This window comes from Serratia proteamaculans (assembly GCF_949794035.1).
GTDB lineage: Bacteria > Pseudomonadota > Gammaproteobacteria > Enterobacterales > Enterobacteriaceae > Serratia > Serratia proteamaculans.
In genome coordinates this window covers 1533498-1552209 of record NZ_OX461105.1, presented here as the reverse complement: position 1 = coordinate 1552209, position 18712 = coordinate 1533498, and the positions used below count along the sequence as shown (strand labels likewise).

The 18712-nt window shown below is 58.0% G+C and carries 17 protein-coding genes; 12 read left to right on the top strand and 5 right to left on the bottom strand.

From position 1 onward, the window contains the following. Positions 1-155: 155 nt before the first annotated feature. The gene (nudI, locus tag QOT07_RS07310; RefSeq protein ID WP_219015701.1) at positions 156-581 is read left to right on the top strand and encodes a nucleoside triphosphatase NudI; all 426 of its coding nucleotides are present in this window, start codon (positions 156-158) and stop codon (positions 579-581) included. Positions 582-624: 43 nt separating this feature from the next. On the opposite strand, the gene QOT07_RS07305 is transcribed toward nudI, so the two are convergent. Together QOT07_RS07305 and QOT07_RS07300 are read right to left on the bottom strand one after the other, a co-directional pair. Continuing rightward, complete coding sequence (locus tag QOT07_RS07305; protein ID WP_283602814.1) at positions 625-1005, bottom strand: cell envelope integrity TolA C-terminal domain-containing protein; 381 nt, start codon at positions 1003-1005, stop codon at positions 625-627. 38 nt (positions 1006-1043) lie between these two features. Next, positions 1044-1952 carry a LysR family transcriptional regulator gene (locus QOT07_RS07300; RefSeq protein ID WP_207975852.1) on the bottom strand — a complete coding sequence of 303 codons (909 nt, stop codon included), beginning with the start codon at positions 1950-1952 and terminating at the stop codon, positions 1044-1046. A 142-nt stretch (positions 1953-2094) separates the two neighbouring features. Between QOT07_RS07300 and QOT07_RS07295 the strand changes: the two genes are divergently transcribed. From QOT07_RS07295 to QOT07_RS07285, 3 genes are read left to right on the top strand one after another with little or no spacing between them, the layout of a single operon-like run. Beyond that, positions 2095-2739: a hydrolase gene (locus QOT07_RS07295; RefSeq protein WP_037422649.1), complete on the top strand. Its 645-nt coding sequence runs from the start codon at positions 2095-2097 to the stop codon at positions 2737-2739. 46 nt (positions 2740-2785) lie between these two features. Beyond that, positions 2786-3331 carry an antibiotic biosynthesis monooxygenase gene (locus tag QOT07_RS07290; RefSeq protein ID WP_085115821.1) on the top strand — a complete coding sequence of 182 codons (546 nt, stop codon included), beginning with the start codon at positions 2786-2788 and terminating at the stop codon, positions 3329-3331. A 21-nt stretch (positions 3332-3352) separates the two neighbouring features. Beyond that, positions 3353-5224 (top strand): amidohydrolase, encoded by a 1872-nt coding sequence (locus QOT07_RS07285; RefSeq protein ID WP_085115820.1) that lies wholly within the window; start codon positions 3353-3355, stop codon positions 5222-5224. A gap of 104 nt (positions 5225-5328) precedes the next feature. Here QOT07_RS07285 and QOT07_RS07280 read toward each other — a convergent pair whose 3' ends face one another. Next, positions 5329-6459, bottom strand: a complete 1131-nt coding sequence (locus QOT07_RS07280) for a Gfo/Idh/MocA family protein (RefSeq protein WP_283602813.1) — start codon at positions 6457-6459, stop codon at positions 5329-5331. Between the two features lie 277 nt (positions 6460-6736). After that, the gene (locus QOT07_RS07275; RefSeq protein ID WP_099064011.1) at positions 6737-6925 is read right to left on the bottom strand and encodes a DUF1127 domain-containing protein; all 189 of its coding nucleotides are present in this window, start codon (positions 6923-6925) and stop codon (positions 6737-6739) included. A gap of 175 nt (positions 6926-7100) precedes the next feature. Between QOT07_RS07275 and QOT07_RS07270 the strand changes: the two genes are divergently transcribed. The 5 genes from QOT07_RS07270 to QOT07_RS07250 all read left to right on the top strand — a co-directional run bounded on the left by QOT07_RS07270 (position 7101) and on the right by QOT07_RS07250 (position 11795). After that, a complete protein-coding gene (locus QOT07_RS07270; RefSeq protein WP_283602812.1) occupies positions 7101-8549 on the top strand; it encodes an aminotransferase-like domain-containing protein in 1449 nt (482 codons plus the stop codon). A gap of 82 nt (positions 8550-8631) precedes the next feature. Next, positions 8632-9516 (top strand): oxidoreductase, encoded by an 885-nt coding sequence (locus QOT07_RS07265; RefSeq protein ID WP_283602811.1) that lies wholly within the window; start codon positions 8632-8634, stop codon positions 9514-9516. Between the two features lie 9 nt (positions 9517-9525). Next, positions 9526-10551, top strand: coding sequence for an AraC family transcriptional regulator (locus tag QOT07_RS07260; RefSeq protein WP_283602810.1), 1026 nt, complete (start codon positions 9526-9528; stop codon positions 10549-10551). After that, positions 10548-11222: a Rossmann-fold NAD(P)-binding domain-containing protein gene (locus QOT07_RS07255; RefSeq protein ID WP_207975858.1), complete on the top strand. Its 675-nt coding sequence runs from the start codon at positions 10548-10550 to the stop codon at positions 11220-11222. Before QOT07_RS07260 ends, QOT07_RS07255 begins: the two co-directional genes overlap by 4 nt. Positions 11223-11294: 72 nt before the next feature. Further along, positions 11295-11795: a 2-thiouracil desulfurase family protein gene (locus QOT07_RS07250; RefSeq protein ID WP_283602809.1), complete on the top strand. Its 501-nt coding sequence runs from the start codon at positions 11295-11297 to the stop codon at positions 11793-11795. On the opposite strand, the gene QOT07_RS07245 is transcribed toward QOT07_RS07250, so the two are convergent. Further along, a complete protein-coding gene (locus QOT07_RS07245; protein ID WP_283604320.1) occupies positions 11792-12208 on the bottom strand; it encodes an NUDIX hydrolase in 417 nt (138 codons plus the stop codon). The two genes, QOT07_RS07250 and QOT07_RS07245, sit on opposite strands and share 4 nt — an antisense overlap. A gap of 124 nt (positions 12209-12332) precedes the next feature. On the opposite strand from QOT07_RS07245, the gene QOT07_RS07240 reads away from it, so the two are divergent. The 3 genes from QOT07_RS07240 to QOT07_RS07230 are packed head-to-tail and all read left to right on the top strand — an operon-like array spanning position 12333 to position 18708. Next, the gene (locus QOT07_RS07240; RefSeq protein ID WP_283602808.1) at positions 12333-13544 is read left to right on the top strand and encodes an SrfA family protein; all 1212 of its coding nucleotides are present in this window, start codon (positions 12333-12335) and stop codon (positions 13542-13544) included. Further along, a complete protein-coding gene (locus tag QOT07_RS07235; RefSeq protein ID WP_283602807.1) occupies positions 13544-16489 on the top strand; it encodes a virulence factor SrfB in 2946 nt (981 codons plus the stop codon). The genes QOT07_RS07240 and QOT07_RS07235 overlap by 1 nt, the downstream gene beginning before the upstream one ends. Next, positions 16486-18708 (top strand): virulence factor SrfC family protein, encoded by a 2223-nt coding sequence (locus QOT07_RS07230; RefSeq protein ID WP_283602806.1) that lies wholly within the window; start codon positions 16486-16488, stop codon positions 18706-18708. Before QOT07_RS07235 ends, QOT07_RS07230 begins: the two co-directional genes overlap by 4 nt. The last annotated feature ends 4 nt before the right edge of the window (positions 18709-18712 follow it).

Sequence of the window (18712 nt, the reverse complement as noted above, 5' to 3'; positions counted from 1 at the left end):
TCAGCTAGTTATGCCATTGCTGTTGATGAGAGCCCGATCACGGATAGCTCAGCCTGTTCAACCGGATACTACCCTGAGCATTATTGGTAGCATCATGGCTTGATAACAGCGGTTATCTAATTAGTTAATAAGAATTTATGACATCAGGAGGTTACATGCGTCAAAGGATCATCGTCTGCCCGATTATTGAAAATAATGGCGAGTATTTACTGTGCAAAATGGCCGATGACCGCGGCGTTTTCCCCGGCCAGTGGGCGCTGTCCGGTGGAGGTATGGAACCCGGAGAGACGATTGAGGAAGCCCTTCGTCGTGAGATCAGGGAAGAACTGGGGGAAGCACTGCTGATTACCCAGATCGCCCCCTGGACTTTCAGGGATGATGTTCGTACCAAGACTTATCCTGATGGGACAACAGAACAGATCTACATGCTGTATCTGATCTTCGATTGTGTCAGTGCCAATCGTCAGATCACCTTCAATGAAGAGTTTCAGGAAGTCGCCTGGCTCAGGCCCGAACGGATACGTGAACTCGATCTCAATGAGGCCACTCGCATCACCTTTGCGCAGAAAGGTATTTTGTAACTCGTGCATGGCTTACCGCATCCGATGCGGTAAGCCAACAGCCTCAGGGGACAAAATCCAGCACTACGCTGTGGAATAACGCGTACTCGGTCTCATTGGCCATTTTCGGCAGTTTGGCGCGTTGTACTGCCTGGCTTGCCGCCGCACAAAGCTCGGCATCGCCCTCCAGCACTTTAAAATCTTTCAGCGAGCCGTCGGGTAACAGATGAATGCTGATCGCACAGCTTTTGGATTTATATTTACCGGGCAACTGCATTTCCTGCGTGATGGCCTGGCGCATTCTTTCCGGATAATTGCTACGCTGCGGTTTCGTCGGCTGGGCTGAAGCCATCCGGTTCTCCAACCTGCCGTCCGCAGTAGGGTTCCCGCTGCCGGCGCTACAGCCGGCCAGTAACATCGCCAATAACCACATCCCTGTTTTCATCTCTCTGCATCCTTGTATTATCACCCGAAGGTGTCAAATCAGTGCTCCGGGTAGACGCCCCCGGCATCGGCTAACTGTTGTAATCGCTCACGCCACCATTTTGCTGCCAGACCGGTGGCATTTTCTCGCCAGCCAAAATAAGCGACATCGCTGCAGCGTTCGGATTCAACGCTTTTCGCTACCAGCTGGCCGCTTTTCAGGTAGGGTTCGGCCAAATATCGCGGCAGATAGCCACAGCCCAAACCGCTGAGTTGCGCCTGTAACTTGGCGTCGAAACCAAATACCGTCAAGGTGTCTTGTTCCTCGAGGATGTTCAGATTCTGCGGCGCATTCACCCGTGAGGTATCACGTACCACTACCGCACGGTGCTGGCGAATTTCGTCCTTTGGTATGGGTTCCGCCAGCGTGGCCAGCGGGTGCTGCGGAGCCACGGCAAACACGTAGTCCAGCCGCCCCAACTGACTAAAAGCATAGCCTACCCGCGACGGGGGTTCACAGATCGCACCAATAATAATATCCGCACAGCCATAGACCAGTGACTCCCAGGATCCGGCCAGCACCTCATGACCAAAACGCAGGCGGGTATGGTGATGCTGTTGATAGAACTCTTCAATCAGCGGCAGCAAGCGCTCAAACGGAAATGAAGCATCGATGCCGAGCGTAATTTCGCTTTCCCAACCGTTTTCCACATAGCGCGCCTGCTGCTCCAGATCCTGCGCCGCACGTAATATCGACCGACCTTTTTCCAACATCAGCTTGCCGGTATCGGTGAATTTCGCCCGATGGCCGGAACGATCAAGCAGCGTGATGTCGAGATCGTTCTCCAGTTTCTGCACCATATAGCTCAACGCCGACGGCGTTTTGAACAGCACCGCCGCCGCCGCGGCAAAGGAACCATGCCGGTCGAGCGCATCCAAAATCAGTAACGCTTCCAGGTTTAATCTCACCGCTCCCCCTCCGTGTATAAAAAAACTCAACAAGACGGCAAAAATTCTGCGCTATCTTTGAAATCTGCCCCTGCCTACCATGCGTTTTATCGAGATGACATTCATCATCTGTTAAACCGAAGTATCACTGGGAAGGTAAATCATGTCTAAATTTCAATTACTTGATAAAGATAATTCCGCACTGATTTTCATCGACCACCAGCCACAAATGGCTTTTGGCGTGGCTAATATTGATCGCCAGCAACTGAAAAACAACGTGGTCGGTTTGGCCAAGGCCGGCAAGATTTTTAATGTTCCTACCCTTTTTACCTCGGTGGAAACTGAGAGTTTCAGCGGCTACATCTGGCCGGAGCTGCTGGCGGTTCACCCTGAAATCACCCCGATTGAACGTACCTCGATGAACTCCTGGGAAGACGCCGCCTTTGTGAAAGCGGTGGAAGCCACCGGTCGCAAAAAACTGGTAATTTCCGCCCTGTGGACCGAAGTCTGTCTGACCTTCCCGGCGCTGATGGCGCTCGAGGCCGGCTATGAAGTTTACGTAGTCACCGATACCTCCGGCGGCACCTCGGTCGATGCCCATGAGCGTTCGATCGATCGCATGGTGCAGGCCGGTGCCATCCCAGTGACCTGGCAGCAGGTGTTGTTGGAATACCAACGTGACTGGGCGCGCAAAGAGACTTACGACGCAGTCATGGCGCTGGTGCGCGAACACAGCGGCGCTTACGGCATGGGCGTTGACTACGCTTACACCATGGTGCATCACGCTCCAGCACGCGTGGCAAAATAAACCTTCACCCCGGCCATGCGCCGGGGTTTTTCTGGAGTGGATCGCTATGGCTCACCCGCAGCATGTCACGTTAGTCATCACACACCGTTTGGCTCCGGGACAGGAGCCGGCCTACGAGGCCTGGCTAAAACGCATTATGCCCGAGGCCGCCAACTTTCCCGGTCACCTCGGCGTTAACGTGATCCGCCCTACCGGTAACGAGCAGGCCTACACCGTTTTGGTGCGTTTTGACAACCTCGACAATCTCTATCTGTGGATTAACTCGCCGCTGCGCAAAAGCTATATCGCGGAAGTTTCGCCACTGCTGTTGGAGAGCGACCGCATTGAAATTCGGCCCGGTGCAGAATTCTGGTTTACGCCACCGAGTGCCACTACCCGTCAGCCCGCCAAGTGGAAACAGTTTTTGATCACCCTGTTGGTGATCTTCCCTTCCACCAATCTGGTGCCCTGGTTTTGGGGCAAGCTGTTGCCGCAATTGAACGGCACGCTGACCGGCCATTTTCTTAATGACGCCACCGTGGTTGCCCTGGTGGTGTTCCTCTGGATGCCAATCGTGACCCGTGTATTTCATCAATGGCTCACCCGCCGTTAGGCGGCCTGCCGGGAGAACGTTATGAGTAACCATGCTTCCCTGATTATCACCAACGGTAAATTTCACACTGTCGATCGCCAGGCACCTACCGCCCAGGCAGTCGCCATCCGCGACGGCAAATTCCTCGCCGTCGGCAGTGAAAACGAGGTCATGCAACACGCAGGGCCAGAAACGCAGGTGATCGACCTGCACGGCCACACCGCGGTACCCGGCCTCAATGACTCACACCTGCACCTGATCCGTGGCGGCCTGAACTACAACCTGGAGCTGCGCTGGGAGGGGGTACCCTCGCTGGCCGACGCGTTGCGTATGTTGAAAGAACAGGCGCTGCGCACCCCCAGCCCACAATGGGTACGGGTGGTGGGTGGCTGGACCGAGTTTCAGTTTGCCGAACGCCGCATGCCAACGCTGGATGAAATCAATCAGGCGGCGCCTGACACTCCGGTGTTTATCCTGCATCTGTATGACCGCGCCCTGCTCAACCGCGCAGCGCTGAAAGTGGTGGGCTACACCAAAGACACGCCCAACCCACCCGGCGGCGAAATTCAGCGTGACGGCAACGGCAACCCGACCGGCATGCTGATTGCCAAACCCAATGCGATGATCCTGTATGCCACCCTGGCCAAAGGGCCAAAACTGCCGCTGGAACAGCAGGTCAATTCGACCCGTCAGTTTATGCGCGAGTTGAATCGCCTTGGGCTGACCAGCGCTATCGATGCCGGCGGCGGTTTCCAGAACTACCCCGATGACTATCAGGTGATCGCCGAACTGCACGAGAAGAAGCAGTTGACCCTGCGAATTGCCTACAACCTGTTCACCCAGCGGCCGAAACAGGAACTGGAGGATTTCAAGCTGTGGACCGACATGCTGAAACCTGGCCAGGGCACCGATTTTTACCGTCATAACGGCGCCGGTGAAATGCTGGTGTTCTCCGCCGCCGACTTCGAGGACTTCCTGCAGCCGCGCCCGGACCTGCCGGAAGGTACCGAAGACGAACTGGAGCGCGTGGTGCGCCACCTGGTCGAGCACCGCTGGCCATTCCGCCTGCATGCCACCTATGACGAATCCATCAGCCGTATGCTGAACGTGTTCGAAAAAGTGAACCGCGAAATTCCATTCAACGGTCTGCACTGGATTTTCGACCACGCCGAGACCATCTCCGATCGCAATATCGAACGGGTGAAAGCACTGGGTGGCGGTATTGCGGTACAGCACCGTATGGCATTCCAGGGGGAGTATTTCGCAGAGCGCTACGGTAAAGAAGCCACTAAACAGACACCTCCGGTGGCGAAAATGCTGGCAGCCGAACTGCCGGTTGGGCTGGGCACCGACGCCACCCGCGTAGCCAGCTATAACCCGTGGACCGCACTCTACTGGCTGGTTTCCGGCCGGACCGTGGGCGGTATGGCCATGTACGACGATAACGCACGGTTGGATCGTGAAACGGCGCTGATGCTGTGGACTCAGGGCAGTGCCTGGTTCTCTACCGAACAGGGCAAAAAAGGCCAGATTAAGGTTGGGCAGTTGGCGGATCTGGCGGTGCTGTCGCAGGACTATTTCAGCGTGCCGGAAGAGCAGATCAAGGGGATTGAATCGGTGATGACGGTGGTGGACGGCAAAGTGGTTTATGCCGCCGGTAGCTTCTCACCGCTGGCGCCACCGGCAATACCGGTGCTGCCGGACTGGTCGCCGGTCACTCAGGTGCCGGGACATTATCGCTCTGCGCCGCCTGCCGCCGCTAGCCGTACCGGGGTATTAAGCCAGGCACACCAGTGCTGCGGGCCCTGCGGGGTGCATGCGCATCAGCATGATGTCGCCCGTCGCTCCAGCATTCCCATCTCAGACGAGAATGCCTTCTGGGGTGCGTTCGGTTGTTCGTGCTTTGCGTTTTAAGTTACCAGACTGGTAACCTGATAACTCACTAAGCTACTAAGCCACTAACTTATTAACCAACTAAACTCTGACGCTCTCAGCTTGTGAGCGTCAGAGTCCATCACTCAGTTGCGGTTGATGTCCAGCCAGCGGCGCTGCTCGGCAGAAGCGGCAATTGCATCCAGCACGCAGGACACTTTCCAACCCTCCTCAAAGTCTGGCCACATGCGATCACCAGCAGCAATACCGTTAACCAAATCGCGGATCTCCACCGTTTTCTGATCGTTAAAGCCAATGCCATGCCCGGCACTGATACAAAACGCCGCGTAGTCCGGATGCTTTGGCCCCACCAGCAAGGTTTTAAACCCCTGGCGTTCCGCCGGCTCATCGTGACGATACAGCTTCAGTTCCGCCATTCGCTCCTGGGTGTAACTCAGCGTGCCCTTGGTGCCGGTAACTACGTAGGTCAGCCCCATCTTGCGCCCGCAGGCAATACGTGAGGTTTCGATAGTGCCCATAGCCCCACCGGCGAAGCGCACCAGCGCACTGGCCTGATCCTCGTTTTCCACCTGGTGCATCAGCGTCGGGTCTTTCGCATCCGGACGCTGTTTGATGATGGTCTGCATATCGCCGGAGACTGCCACGATGTCGCCCACCAGATAATGCGCCATATTCACAATATGCGCCGCCAGGTCGCCCAATGCCCCCAACCCGGCCGTCGCCTTGCGGCAGTGCCAGTCGATTGGCGTGCGTGGGTCGGCGAGGTAATCTTCGTTGTGGGTGCCATAGAAATGCACCACTTCGCCAATTTCGCCGTTGGCGATAATTTCACGCGCCAATTGGCTGGTCGGGTTCTTCATGTAGTTGAAACCCACCAGCGTTTTGACGCCTTTGGCCCGCGCGGCCTGCACCATTTCAGCGGCGTCAGCGGCATCCAGCGCCAGCGGTTTTTCAGAATAAACGTGTTTGCCGTGGCGGATCGCCTCCAGCGCCATCTCTTTATGCAGGAAGTTGGGCGCACAGATATCCACCACATCTATCGCCGGGTCGGCTACCAGTTGACGCCAGTCACCGGTCGAGCGCGAGAAACCAAATTCAGCCGCGCGCTGTTGCGCCAGCTCCGGCGTCACTTCCGCCAGCATTTCCAGCACCAGCTCCCCTTTCAGCGGAAATACCGTGGCAGCCTGCGCATAAGCAATGGCGTGGCAGCGCCCAATGTAGCCGGTGCCAATTAAACCAACGCGAACCTGTTTCATTCCCTTCTCCCGTTACCGATAGCCTTAACATGTTGGCGCGCATGATGAAACACACCATCTAATAAGTGTTTATATGAAATATAAATTTCAATAACAAGTGAGGGAGAAAATAAAGATGATATTCGTGATGCCGTTCATAAAAGCTTGCAGGCTTGGATGAAACAATAAAAATCCGGGCCAGCATAAACTGGCCCGGCGGTTAGAAATGAACTTTTCATTCCAAATTAGGGTGATTCATTGAAACCCTGTCACAAGAGGCTCAGGCTCGCTTCAGCCTCTAACGTCGCCAAAAAGGTTTGCGCCCTTCCCGTCGTGCGTCAGAGCGCGTCAGGCCAATATCCGCCAACTGCACATCATCCAATAACAACAGCGATTGACGCGTATGGTAGCGTTGCAGGTACAAATGCCAGCGAGAAAAAGTCGCCCGACGCCGGGCCGGTAGGCACTCTGCAGATACAGTCATCATCAGGTTCTCCTTCAGTTTTGCACTGGAACCATGATGCTGTGTGGGCAAAAAACAATACAGATTCAAGCCTGCAATATTTTTTCCATACAAAAGCTGTCTCTGCCTGTCTGAATGGTCTAATTTAACCTCATCTGTACCGGTATTTTCCTCATTCACTCTCATTTTGGGCATCTGTATGACACGCTACGCCACGCTGGCCGCCATCCTCAGTCAACGCATAGAACAGGGGCTTTACCCCACAGGCGATCGTCTGCCTTCGGTGCGCATGCTAAGCCAGGAGCACGGCGTCAGCATCAGTACAGTGCAACAGGCCTACCGCCTGCTGGAGGAGAGCCAACTGGTGGAGGCGCGACCGAAGTCGGGCTATTTTGTGCAAGCACGGCGTACCCTGGCCGAACTGCCCGCCGTGACCCGCCCGGTGCAGCGACCGGTCGATATTTCGCAGTGGGAGCAGGTACTGGAGCTGATCCGCAACAAGCCCCGCGAAGACCTGATTCAACTGGGCCGAGGCATGCCGGATATCAGCGAACCCACGCTGAAACCCCTGGTGAAAGCACTGGGACACACGGGCCACCACGGCGACCTGCGTAGCCTGCATTACGACAGCATTCAGGGCGTGGTGGGGTTACGTGAGCAAATTGCCCGCCTGCTGCTGGATTCCGGTTGCCAGATTGATGCCGACCAGTTGGTGATCACCACCGGTTGTCACGAAGCGCTGTCTGCCGGGCTGCGCGCCGTATGCCAACCGGGGGATATTGTGGCGGTTGACTCCCCCTGTTTTCACGGCACCATGCAGACCTTGAAAGGCTTGGGCATGCGGGCGCTGGAGATCCCCACCGATCCGCTGACCGGCATCAGCCTGGAAGCGTTGGAATTGGCGCTGGAGCAGTGGCCGATCAAAACCATCCTGTTGACCCCCAACTGTAATAACCCGCTGGGTTACATCATGCCGGAGGCGCGCAAAAAGCGTTTGCTGACGCTGGCACAGCGCTTTGACGTGACGATCATTGAAGATGACGTGTATGGCGATATCGCCTATCAATACCCCCGCCCACGCACCATCAAATCCTTCGACGAAGACGGCCGGGTACTGCTGTGCAGTTCCTTTTCAAAAACGCTGGCACCCGGTCTGCGCATCGGCTGGATCGCCCCCGGGCGCTATCTGGAACGCGTGCTGCACATGAAATATATCGGTACCGGCTCCACGGCTACCCAGCCACAGCTGGCGATTGCCGAATTTATTCGTCACGGCCACTACCTGCAGCACCTGCGGCGTATGCGTGCCCGCTACCAACAAAACCGCGACGTGATGACCGGTTGGATTATGAAATATTTCCCGCCCGGTACCCGAGTCAGCCAGCCACGAGGTGGCTTTATGCTGTGGATTGAGTTGGACGAAGAGTTCGATACCCTGCGGCTAAACCGTCATCTGGAGCAGCAGGGTGTACAGATCGCGGTCGGCAGTATTTTTTCCGCCTCCGGAAAATACCGTAACTGTCTGCGCATCAATTATGCCTATCCACCTAAACTGATGCCCGAGATTGAACAAGCGGTACTGCGGGTCGGCGCAACCATCCAACAGTTAATGCTGACGTTCGAAAACACATTGGCGCGATCGGATTAACTGTTGGCGTGATCGGATTATCCGCACAGCGTCTAACCTTCTAGAGTGAAACCTCACCCAATGAACAGGTAAGGAAGGTTTTATGTCTCAGTCTCAAGTATGGTTAATCACTGGCAGTTCACGCGGTCTGGGCCAGCAGCTGGCGCAAGCGGTGCTGGAAGCCGGGCATCGTCTGGTCGCTACCGCACGCCAACCACAGCAGTTACAGCCACTGATTGATCGCTACGGCGACCGGGTTATCACCGTCGCACTGGACGTTACCGATGCCGCTGCCGCGAAACGCGCGGTGCAAACGGCGGTCGAACACTTCGGTCGACTCGACGTGCTGGTCAACAACGCCGGTTACGGAAATATTGCGCCGGTGGAAGAAGCCGATGAGGCCGATTTCCGTGCTCAGGTTGACACTAATTTTTACGGCGTATTCAACGTCACCCGCGCCGCTTTGCCGATACTGCGTCAACAAAGCAGCGGCCATATCATTCAGATTTCGACCATCGGTGCTCGCCTGGGGATGCAGGGGCTCAGCGCCTACCATACCGCCAAGTGGGCGGTCGAAGGCTTCTCAGAATCACTGTCGAAAGAGGTCGCCCCATTCGGCGTGAAGGTCACAATGGTAGAACCGGGCGGTTTTCGCACCGACTGGGCCGGTTCATCAATGACCATCGCGCCAATCGGCTCAGCTTACCAGCCACTCTTTGCCCCAATGCTGGAGTATCTGCAGCAGCATAACGGCAATCAGCCTGGCGATCCGGCCAAGGCCGCGCAGGTGATCCTGCAGTTGGCATCGATGAACGAGCCGCCGTTACGCCTGTTGCTGGGCAGTGATGCGGTGTATATGGCCCAACAGGTGTTAGCGGCGCGTGAAGCGGAAGATGCCGCCTTCCGCACGCTCAGTCTGAGCACCGATCGGGAAGACAGCCAGCCTGATTATGCCACCATGACGGCAGTGGTGACGGGTAAATCATAAGGAACAACAATGAGCAGCGATCAGATTTCCCTGTCCAGCGCCCTGTCGGCTCGCCTGGCGGCGATGGGCGTGGATATCGAACGGGTCGGCCAACTGGCCGGCCTGCCTGGCGGGCTGCTCAGCGGGCGGCGAGAGAAGGTCAAGCTGTCCACCCGACAGTTCTTCGATACCTGGCGCGCCCTCGCCCAGCTGGCCGACGACAACGCCTTCGGCCTGCGCCTGGGCGGCGACATATCGCCAGAGCATTATGATATTGCTTCGGTCGCTGCGCTGCACTCCGCCACTCTCGGGGAAGCGCTGCAAAAGGTTGCCCGTTACAAACGGCTGCTGTGCCCGGAAGAACTGATGTTGGTCGAAGATGGCGACAGTATCCGCCTGCACACCCGCTGGACCATGACCGAAAGCCATGCGCCGGAGATGCTGATTGATGCCATGTTCGCCTCCATCATCACCCTGTGCCGCCGTGGCACCGGGCAGACGATACGACCACGGGCGATCGAACTGACCCGGCGACCGGATCCGGCTTCGCCTTTGTCGCGCCACTTCGGTTGTCCGGTGCATTTCAATGCTCCGCTGGATGTACTGGTGTTTGACCGAGCGCTGATGCGCCAGCCCTTCATCACCTACAATCAGGACATGCTGGCGGTGCTGCTGCCGGGGCTGGAAGCCGAACTGGCCAGGTCATTGCAAAGCGACGATCTGCCCAGCCAGGTGATGGCGATCCTGGGGCGCAGCATGCGCGGCCAGCGCCCGAGCGTTAACAGCGTGGCTGCCGAACTGTATGTCAGTCCGCGCACCCTGCAACGTCGCTTGCAACAGCATGGCTACAGTTATCAGCAATTGCTGGATAAAACCCGTCACCGTACCGCCTGCCAACTGTTGGCGGAAACCGATCTGGAGCCGGGGGAAATCGCCTTTGTGCTCGGATTTGAAGAATTGAATTCGTTCAGCCGCGCCTTTATACAGTGGGAAGCGCAAACGCCGAACCGCTGGCGCAGCCAACGCCTTGCCAGCCCCAGAGAGAACAGACCATGAGAGTGATTATATTGGGTGCCAGCGGTATGGTCGGCCAGGGTGCGCTGCGCGAATGCCTGCGTGACCCACAGGTGAGTGAAGTGCTCAGCATCGGCCGCAGCGCGCTGACGCAGAGCCATGCCAAATTGAAACAGCTGACGCTGCCTGACCTGAGTGATTTATCCGCCGTAGAAGCCCAGCTTGCCGGTTACGACGCCTGCTTTTTTTGCCTGGGCGTCTCCTCGGCCGGCATGAGCGAAGCACGCTACCGCACGCTGACTTACGATCTGACGCTGGCCGCCGGTCGCCCCCTGGCACGGTTGAACCCGGAGATGACCTTTATTTATGTCTCCGGCGTCGGCACCGACAGCAGCGAAGGCGGTCGCAGCATGTGGGCCAGGGTCAAAGGGGCCACCGAGAATGCCCTGTTGGCCTTGCCGTTTCATGCGGTAATGTTTCGTCCCGGCGCTATTGTGCCACTGCACGGTATCCGTTCCAGAACCCGTGTTTATGATCTGCTGTATCGGCTATTGAAACCGCTGTGGTTCGGCGCACTGCGGCTGTTCCCCAATCAGATCACCACCACCGAACGCGTCGGGCTGGCGATGCTGGCCGTGGCGCGACATGAAACGACGCTGCGGATCATTGAACCGGCAGAGATCAATCGTCTGGCGCTGCCATCGGCGGAATGATTCTGCTATGTTAAAGGCGCGCGCGTGGGCCGCCTGTCCCACGCTTTCGCCCCTGTGACAGAGACAGACCTCATGCCGTCAAAGATTTTATTCAGCGCCTGCCTGGCCGGTTTTAAAGTTCGCTATAACGCCTCCGACAAACCCTTGCTCAACGCCACGCTGCTGCGCTGGCAGCACGAAGGCCGTCTGGTGGTTTGCTGCCCGGAGCTGGCCGCCGGCTTTTCCACCCCACGCCCCTCGGCAGAAATCACGCCATCCGCTGAAGGCGCCACGGTACTGGCTCAACAGGCAAGGGTGGTTGAAGTCAGCGGCGGTGACGTCACTGACCGTTATTTGCTTGGCGCCCATCTGGCACTGGAGACAGCACAACGGCACGGCTGTCGCTTTGCCCTGCTTACCGACGGCAGCCCCTCCTGCGGCAGCCAATTTATCTACGACGGTTCTTTCAGCGGCCAGACCAAGCCCGGCAGCGGCGTCACCGCCGAACTGCTGCGCCAGAACGGCATTGAGGTGTTTTCCGATCGTCAGCTCGACGCGCTGATCGCCCGGATTGAGGCGCTGGAAGGGGCTTAACGCCGCAAATGTTGCGCCAGCCGCTGTTGCAGGTGCGAAATGCCCTGCGGATGATGAATAAAGCTGTCGATGGTCATCATCTGCCAGCGCTGCCCTTCATCGCCAAAGCGTATGCTGGCAATCTGCTCCGGCGTGATGTTGCCCAACATAAGCCAGGTCGGTGGGTAACCAGGAAAAATTCCCTGGTAACGCTGCCCGTGGCTCACCTGCTGCGTGTCAATCTGCAGGCCGAACTCCTCCCGCGTTTCCCGCTGCACGCATTGTAGCGGCGTCTCATCATCCTCACGCCCGCCACCGGGTAAATCCCAACAGCCGGGCCAGGGAATATCCGCCTTGTCATCGCGCTGGTAGGTCAGCACGTTATCGCCGCACAACAGCGCGATTTTTGCACCGCCAAAGTCCAGGTTATCCATCTGCGACATGTTGATCCTCTTAAAGAACTGCATTTTACGCCTGTCCTTAGCCGTTTGACCGCTCAGACCCCGGGTTACTATGGCTGTTTGCACGTTTTAGCAAAACAGGACAAGGTTTTTTGCCGTGGTGAAACCCTTTTTACGCAGTGGCAGTTTAGATGACGTACTTGCATTGGGCGAGAATGGACAACCGGTTTATGCCTGCGCGCAGCAGTTGCGGGAAACATTACGCATTCGCCAACAGCAGCAAGCCGCCGACTGCCTGGCGATCCCGCAGCCGAACGAGACGGGCACCCGCATTGACTGGTACTCCCCCTTTCCGGGCAAAGTCACGTCCTGGTTGGCGGCGAGTGATGCCCAACGCGCGCAGGCCGTACATCTGCTGGAACAAAGCCTGACAACCTTGCGTTTGCTGGTCGCTCAAACACAGACAGCCGAACACCCCAGCCACCGCCTGTTTGGCGCATTGTTGGCCAAAGCAATGCAAATTCCTGACCCCAACCATGTCTATCTGGTTGACGACAAACCGGTACTGACCTTTTGGGGTTTTATCAAGCCACAGGCTCAGTGCCAGGACGACCCGCTGGCGTGTCTGCGACCGGCCGAAAATGTAGAAGAAAAACCGACACCGATCGCCGCCGCACCAAGGCCGATGGCAGTCCCCACAGCAAAAACCGCCCCAGAGCCAGAGGTTAAATCGTCGGTTGCCGCCACACCGACGCAACCGCGCCGCCAATGGCGTCGCTACGTGTGGATATTGCCGGCGCTCATGCTGATTACCCTGCTGGCAGGTTGGCTGAGCCAACCGAGTGCCCCACCTGCTACGCCCCCGGTGGCACAACCACCGGCGCCGCCGCGCACCGTCACACCGGTGTTCAAGCTGCAACTGCCGTTAGCACCGGCAACGCTGATGCCAGCAGCACCGGTGCCGGTGGTCTTGCCGTCGGCGGACAAGCATGATCTGGTACTGCCCGCCGATTCGGTCAAAGCCGGCTCGACCCGTTTTCTGAACGGTAAATGGCGGGCCACGGTAGCGCTGAAGGATCTCCCCACCGGTAAGCGTCCCAGCCTGCAATACCGTATCAACGCAGGTAAAGGCAGTGCCAGCATTACCTACGGCGATGGCATCAGCTGCCGGGAACCGATTGAGGCCGGTCTGATGCAGTCCGGCAATCTGGTGATTAACAGCCGTACCAAAGCGCGCTGCAGCGACGGCAGCCGCTACCAGATGCCGGAAATCATCTGCAAGCAAAATGAGACCGGCCCGGCAGAATGCGTCGGTCGTTACGATGCGGATACGGTCTACCCCATGATGTTAAAACGCGAGAGTAAATAATGCTGGCCACCCTTACCGATTACCCGCACAGCATTACGCTGATCCAGGACAGCGGTATCCAATTTTTGGACTTTGCTCTGACGCCGGTTTTGGATGATGAGTTTCCGGGCAAGTTTGTTCGCCAAACGGCCAGCGGCCCGCTACTGCGCCTGCAATGGGATGCCGACAGCGGCAAATACCTGTTGCCCGCCCAACCGGGACAGACTCCCGAAGTGGTTCGCCCGGAGTTCAGCTTCCCCTTGCAGCAATCGCTGCAGTTGTTGGATCAAACCTGGCTGCCGCTGCCCTTCTTTCGTCGCACTTCATCAGGGGTGTTTTTATCCGGGCCGGATAACTGGGCCCGGATGCAGATTCTGTTACTGGATAACCCCGATCAGGACGGCAACCTGCTGCGGGTGGTATTGGCCTTTGATACCCGACTCGCCTCTGCGGGCCAGGAGGCGCTAGCCCCAGGTGAAAGCGATCTCAATACCGGACTCAGCTTCTCGCTGGGCCATCAAAACCATCAGTTGGGTGAGTTTCTTGACCTGACCTGGGTAGACAGCTGGCTGCGTGAAGTCTTTAGCCAATCCGCGACCCAGCTGGAGCACCGCAGCGAAACGGCAATAAACGCCGGACTGAAAACCTTCGAATATCAGGCGCACTACCTCAATCTGTTGAATTTGCTCGGCAGCCAATTAACCGTCCCGCAGATAAAAATCATCGGAGAGACACCACAACAACCCGCAATCAACGTAGATCTGATTTTGGACGTCGGCAATTCTCACACCTGTGGGGTGCTGGTCGAAGATCACCCGCATGAAAGTAATGGCCTGAAACAGACCAATGAACTGCAGTTACGTTCGCTGTCCGCGCCGCACTGCGTTTACAACGAATTATTTGAAAGCCGGGTAGAGTTTGCCCAGGTCTCATTTGGCAAACCCCACCTTTCATTCCAAAGCGGACGCGATGACGCCTTTAGCTGGCCTTCCATCACCCGCGTGGGCCGGGAAGCCATGCAACTGGCACTGCGGCGGGAAGGCACCGAAGGCACCACCGGGATTTCCAGCCCGCGTCGCTACCTGTGGGATGAAGAACGTTATGCGCCCGGCTGGCGTTTTAACAGCAAACAAGAGCCGATGGCCGCCGCTGCGCCATTGACCTCACTGATCAACGACGAAGGTTTACCTCTGTCTGCGTTACCTGTGGATCAGCGGCTGCCGGTATTTGCCGCCCACTATAGCCGCAGTTCGGTCATGACCCTGATGCTGACCGAATTGTTGGCGCAGGCACTGATGCAAATCAACAGCGTCGCCCAGCGGATTAAAATGCCCAACGCCACCGCCCCACGCCGCCTGCGCACCATCATCCTGACGTTGCCTTCGGCAATGCCCAAGCCAGAGCGCGAAATTTTCCGTCGCCGCATGCAGGAAGCGATTGGCCTGATATGGAAAGCCCTGGGTTGGCACCCGCTGGATGCCCCGTTCAACGGCGAGCAAGCCCGCATGCCGGTGCCACAGGTGCATATGGAATGGGATGAAGCCACCTGCGGCCAGATGGTTTATCTGTATAACGAAACTCAGGTGAATTTTGCCGGCCGCACCGACGCCTTTTTTGCCGCCATGGCCCGCCCGGACCGACCGCCGGTGGCGGGAGAACAACCGGGAAAAACGCTGCGCATCGCCTCCATCGACGTGGGCGGCGGCACCACCGATCTGGCCATCACCCAATACACACTGGACGATGGCGTGGGCAACAACATCAAAATCAATCCGCGTCTGCTGTTCCGTGAAGGATTTAAGGTCGCCGGTGACGACATTTTGCTGGATGTCATTCAGCAATTTATCTTGCCCGCCGTACAGCAGGCATTCGAACAGGCCGGGGTCGGCGCAACGCCGGTGATGATGGACAAGCTGTTTGGCAACCAGGGCCGTATGGATGGGTTTTCAACCCTGCGCCAGCAGGCCACGCTGCAGATTTTCATGCCCGCCGGGCGTGCGCTGCTCAGTGCTTATGAAGATTACGATCCGCTGGATACCCACGCGGAAATCGCCGCCAGCCTGGGCGAACTGCTGCCGCAGCCCCCCACGCCACAGGTACTGGCGTTTATCAATGACGAAGTTCAGCGTGGATCCGGCGTTGACGCCTTCGACATTCTGCAAACCCCGTTGGTTGTCCGTCTGGGTGCCCTGCACAGCGCTTTCCTGTCTGACCGGATCGGCATCAGTCACTGCCTGCGCCTGCTTTGCGAGGTGGTGGCGTTGTATACCTGCGATGTGTTGCTATTGACCGGCCGCCCGGCACGTTTTCCGGGTGTTCAGGCGCTGCTGCGTCACCTGCAGCCGCTGCCCGCCAGCCGAATTTTGCCGCTTGAGGGTTATCACACCCGCAGTTGGTACCCGTTTAACAAACGCGGGCGTATCGATAACCCCAAATCAACCGCTGCCGTGGGTGCCATGCTGTGCCTGTTGGCGATCGACCTGCGGCTGGAGAGTTTTTATTTTAACGTCGGCGACTTCCAACCCTATTCCACCGTTCGTCATCTGGGCATGCTGGATAGCAATAACCTGCTGGCGGACGATAATGTCTACTATCGCGATATCGATCTGGATCGCGCAGACTTCGCGTTGGATGCCGACAACTGTTTCCAGCTGCGCGGCCCTCTGCGCCTCGGATTCCGTCAATTGGACAATGAACGCTGGCCGGCATCCCCGCTCTACACGCTGACCATCACCGATGCCCAATTGGCGCGCAAACTGGCCGGTGATACGGTCATAAGCCTGCGACTGATCCTGACCGGTAACGATGGGCAGGGAGCCGAAGGCGTCGGCATCGCCGAAGCCCGATTGACCGACGGCACGCCGGTTCCCGCGCATCATCTGCAACTCAAACTCAATACCCTGGCGGCCAGCGCCTCTGGCGCAACCCATTATTGGATCGACAGCGGGAGCCTTTATCAACCATGAAACCTATCACTTCCAGCCGGCCTGAGCCGCTAAACCGCCTCGGCAACAGCATCACGCAGGCGATTGACTGGGTGGCCGCCACCCGGCAGCAGTCCACTCGGCTGAACCGGGAAGCCGATAATCTGACGATCCGCCTGCGCCGCAGCTACAACCGGGCCAGGCAGTTGGACAAAGCCCAGCATCAGCCCCTGGCCATTGGCCTTTATGGCCATAACGCCGCAGCCAAGGCCCACCTGTTATCCGCGCTGGCACCCGGTGCCAGGTTACTGAGCGAAGATGCCACGCTGGCCGTACGCTATTGCTCTGGTGATGCCCAAAATCCGCCTTCTTATCCCGTTGCCGTTTCCCTGCTTGATGAAGCACAGTTGGTTGCCATGATGATCGCCAGCGCCCTGAATGGCGGCTTTCGCCCGGATTGGGATGCCCGCGCCATGGCCACACATCTGCACACACTGGAACGCCACCGCCAGCCCATGGCGATCGGCGGCCTGGACAGCAACGCCATGGTGGCGCTGTGGGACAACCTTCGCCATCAGGGCGGCAAATGGCAAACGCCGCTGGATAAACACTTCTGGCCATATGCCATCTCGCTGGCCCCCTGTCTGAACGTTGACGACCGAGCCAGGCTGTTCGCGCCGCTCTGGGGTGAGGATCCGCTACTGACGAGTTGTTATCGCCAGTTGACGCATGCTTTACACCGCCTGGGGCACGGCGAACGGGTGTATGCCCCTCGCCAGGTATTGAGTCAGGATGGCGGCATCCTGCAGGCCCAGGCTATCCCAACGCCAGCCGAGGTAAAACTTGCCGTATTGACGGAGCAAGGCACCGCAGTGGACATCGCACTGACCGATCTGGCCTGGCTGGCTGCCTCGGTGACCACCACCTTGCCACCGAGGGAAAGCGGCGGGTTGCCGAACCCTATCGAACTGCTGGACCTGCCGACCGGCAGCCCCTGCCCGGGCGCTGGGCTGATTCAACGCATGCAGCAGGCAAAACGCGCCAACCTGTTGATTCTCGCGGCCGATGGCCTGCATGCCAACCTGCTACTGGTGACCGATGCGGCCCGTACGCCGCAAGATGCCAGCAGAACGGGCAACGCGCTGGCTTATTGGGTCAGACAAACCCAGGGAGAAAACCCAGAGCTACGCAGCCGTCGCAAGCCGGGCTTAATCTGGGCAGTCACGGAATTTGACTCGCGTCAGGCCGGGAAATCACGCCCCGACGACGCCGTTCAACGTTATGTTGGTGAACCGGGCGAAAGCTGGGCAACCCTGCTGGCGATGGATGAAAGCGACTGCCAGCGCATGGTGGACTGGCTGGCCGCACAGGCGTGCCCAACATTGAAACAGCATCGCATCCTTGAACAACAGCAGGAACTGCGACGCGAACTGTCTGAAAGCCTGCTCGGCAACTGGCTCCACGCGGCAGACAGCGCGTTAATGCAACAACGCACCCAGCACCTGCTGCGCAGATTGCAGGCGCAAGCCGGCCTGCACGGCGAACTGCTCGAATGGCTGCTGCCGCAGTGCGATACCTTGCGCCAACTCTATAACCAACAACGGCATAGCTCGCCCGCGCCGGTGTCCAGTCCTCCCCCATTTGATGTTGAGATCGACCTGTTTGGTGAGGAAGTTGTGGCCGCCATTGCGCCCACCGGGCATGGCGGTGAGTCGTTTGCCCAACGGGTGTTTACGGATTGGATAAACCATCTGCGCGGCCTGCCGGATAATGCCCAACTGCTGGCATTGTTGGGCGTTGGGAAACAGCATCTGGAGATGCTGGTCGATGCCTTGATCACCGCCGCCTGCCGGCTGGAGATGGCCGAATCGCTGGAGCGCACATTATCTGCCGGGGCGTTGCCGGAGCAAGCTGAAGACCGACAGGTCAGCCAGGCGTTGGCGATATTGGGTGATTTTGTCACCTGGTTGGGCTTCCAGCAGCGTGAAGCGAAGTTACGCCCCGCCAGCCGGATTAATCACGGCCAACCGATCTTTACCCCACCGCCGCAGCCCGCCGTCGACTGGGGTAACCAACAGCGGTTAACCAAACTGGCACCGACACCGGCAAGAAATACCGCGTTTTATATCTACGACTGGTTGGTCGGTCTGCAGACGCTGCTGGCGGAGAATAAAGCGGCAGAGGCTAACCCTGCCTTTGAGGCAGCTTCACAGGCGGCTTTGGGCACCATCGTCGCCTCGCTAACGTCCGAGTCGGCCTGATAAT

Bases quoted from the DNA above. Each gene is read 5' to 3' on its own strand.
- QOT07_RS07250 (WP_283602809.1), top strand. From the start codon at position 11,295: ATGCCGTCAAAGATTTTATTCAGCGCCTGCCTGGCCGGTTTTAAAGTT.
- QOT07_RS07255 (WP_207975858.1), top strand. From the start codon at position 10,548: ATGAGAGTGATTATATTGGGTGCCAGCGGTATGGTCGGCCAGGGTGCG.
- QOT07_RS07275 (WP_099064011.1), bottom strand. From the start codon at position 6,925: ATGATGACTGTATCTGCAGAGTGCCTACCGGCCCGGCGTCGGGCGACT.
- QOT07_RS07260 (WP_283602810.1), top strand. From the start codon at position 9,526: ATGAGCAGCGATCAGATTTCCCTGTCCAGCGCCCTGTCGGCTCGCCTG.
- nudI (WP_219015701.1), top strand. From the start codon at position 156: ATGCGTCAAAGGATCATCGTCTGCCCGATTATTGAAAATAATGGCGAG.
- QOT07_RS07295 (WP_037422649.1), top strand. From the start codon at position 2,095: ATGTCTAAATTTCAATTACTTGATAAAGATAATTCCGCACTGATTTTC.
- QOT07_RS07305 (WP_283602814.1), bottom strand. From the start codon at position 1,005: ATGAAAACAGGGATGTGGTTATTGGCGATGTTACTGGCCGGCTGTAGC.
- QOT07_RS07245 (WP_283604320.1), bottom strand. From the start codon at position 12,208: ATGGATAACCTGGACTTTGGCGGTGCAAAAATCGCGCTGTTGTGCGGC.
- QOT07_RS07230 (WP_283602806.1), top strand. From the start codon at position 16,486: ATGAAACCTATCACTTCCAGCCGGCCTGAGCCGCTAAACCGCCTCGGC.
- QOT07_RS07285 (WP_085115820.1), top strand. From the start codon at position 3,353: ATGAGTAACCATGCTTCCCTGATTATCACCAACGGTAAATTTCACACT.
- QOT07_RS07265 (WP_283602811.1), top strand. From the start codon at position 8,632: ATGTCTCAGTCTCAAGTATGGTTAATCACTGGCAGTTCACGCGGTCTG.
- QOT07_RS07235 (WP_283602807.1), top strand. From the start codon at position 13,544: ATGCTGGCCACCCTTACCGATTACCCGCACAGCATTACGCTGATCCAG.
- QOT07_RS07290 (WP_085115821.1), top strand. From the start codon at position 2,786: ATGGCTCACCCGCAGCATGTCACGTTAGTCATCACACACCGTTTGGCT.
- QOT07_RS07270 (WP_283602812.1), top strand. From the start codon at position 7,101: ATGACACGCTACGCCACGCTGGCCGCCATCCTCAGTCAACGCATAGAA.
- QOT07_RS07280 (WP_283602813.1), bottom strand. From the start codon at position 6,459: ATGAAACAGGTTCGCGTTGGTTTAATTGGCACCGGCTACATTGGGCGC.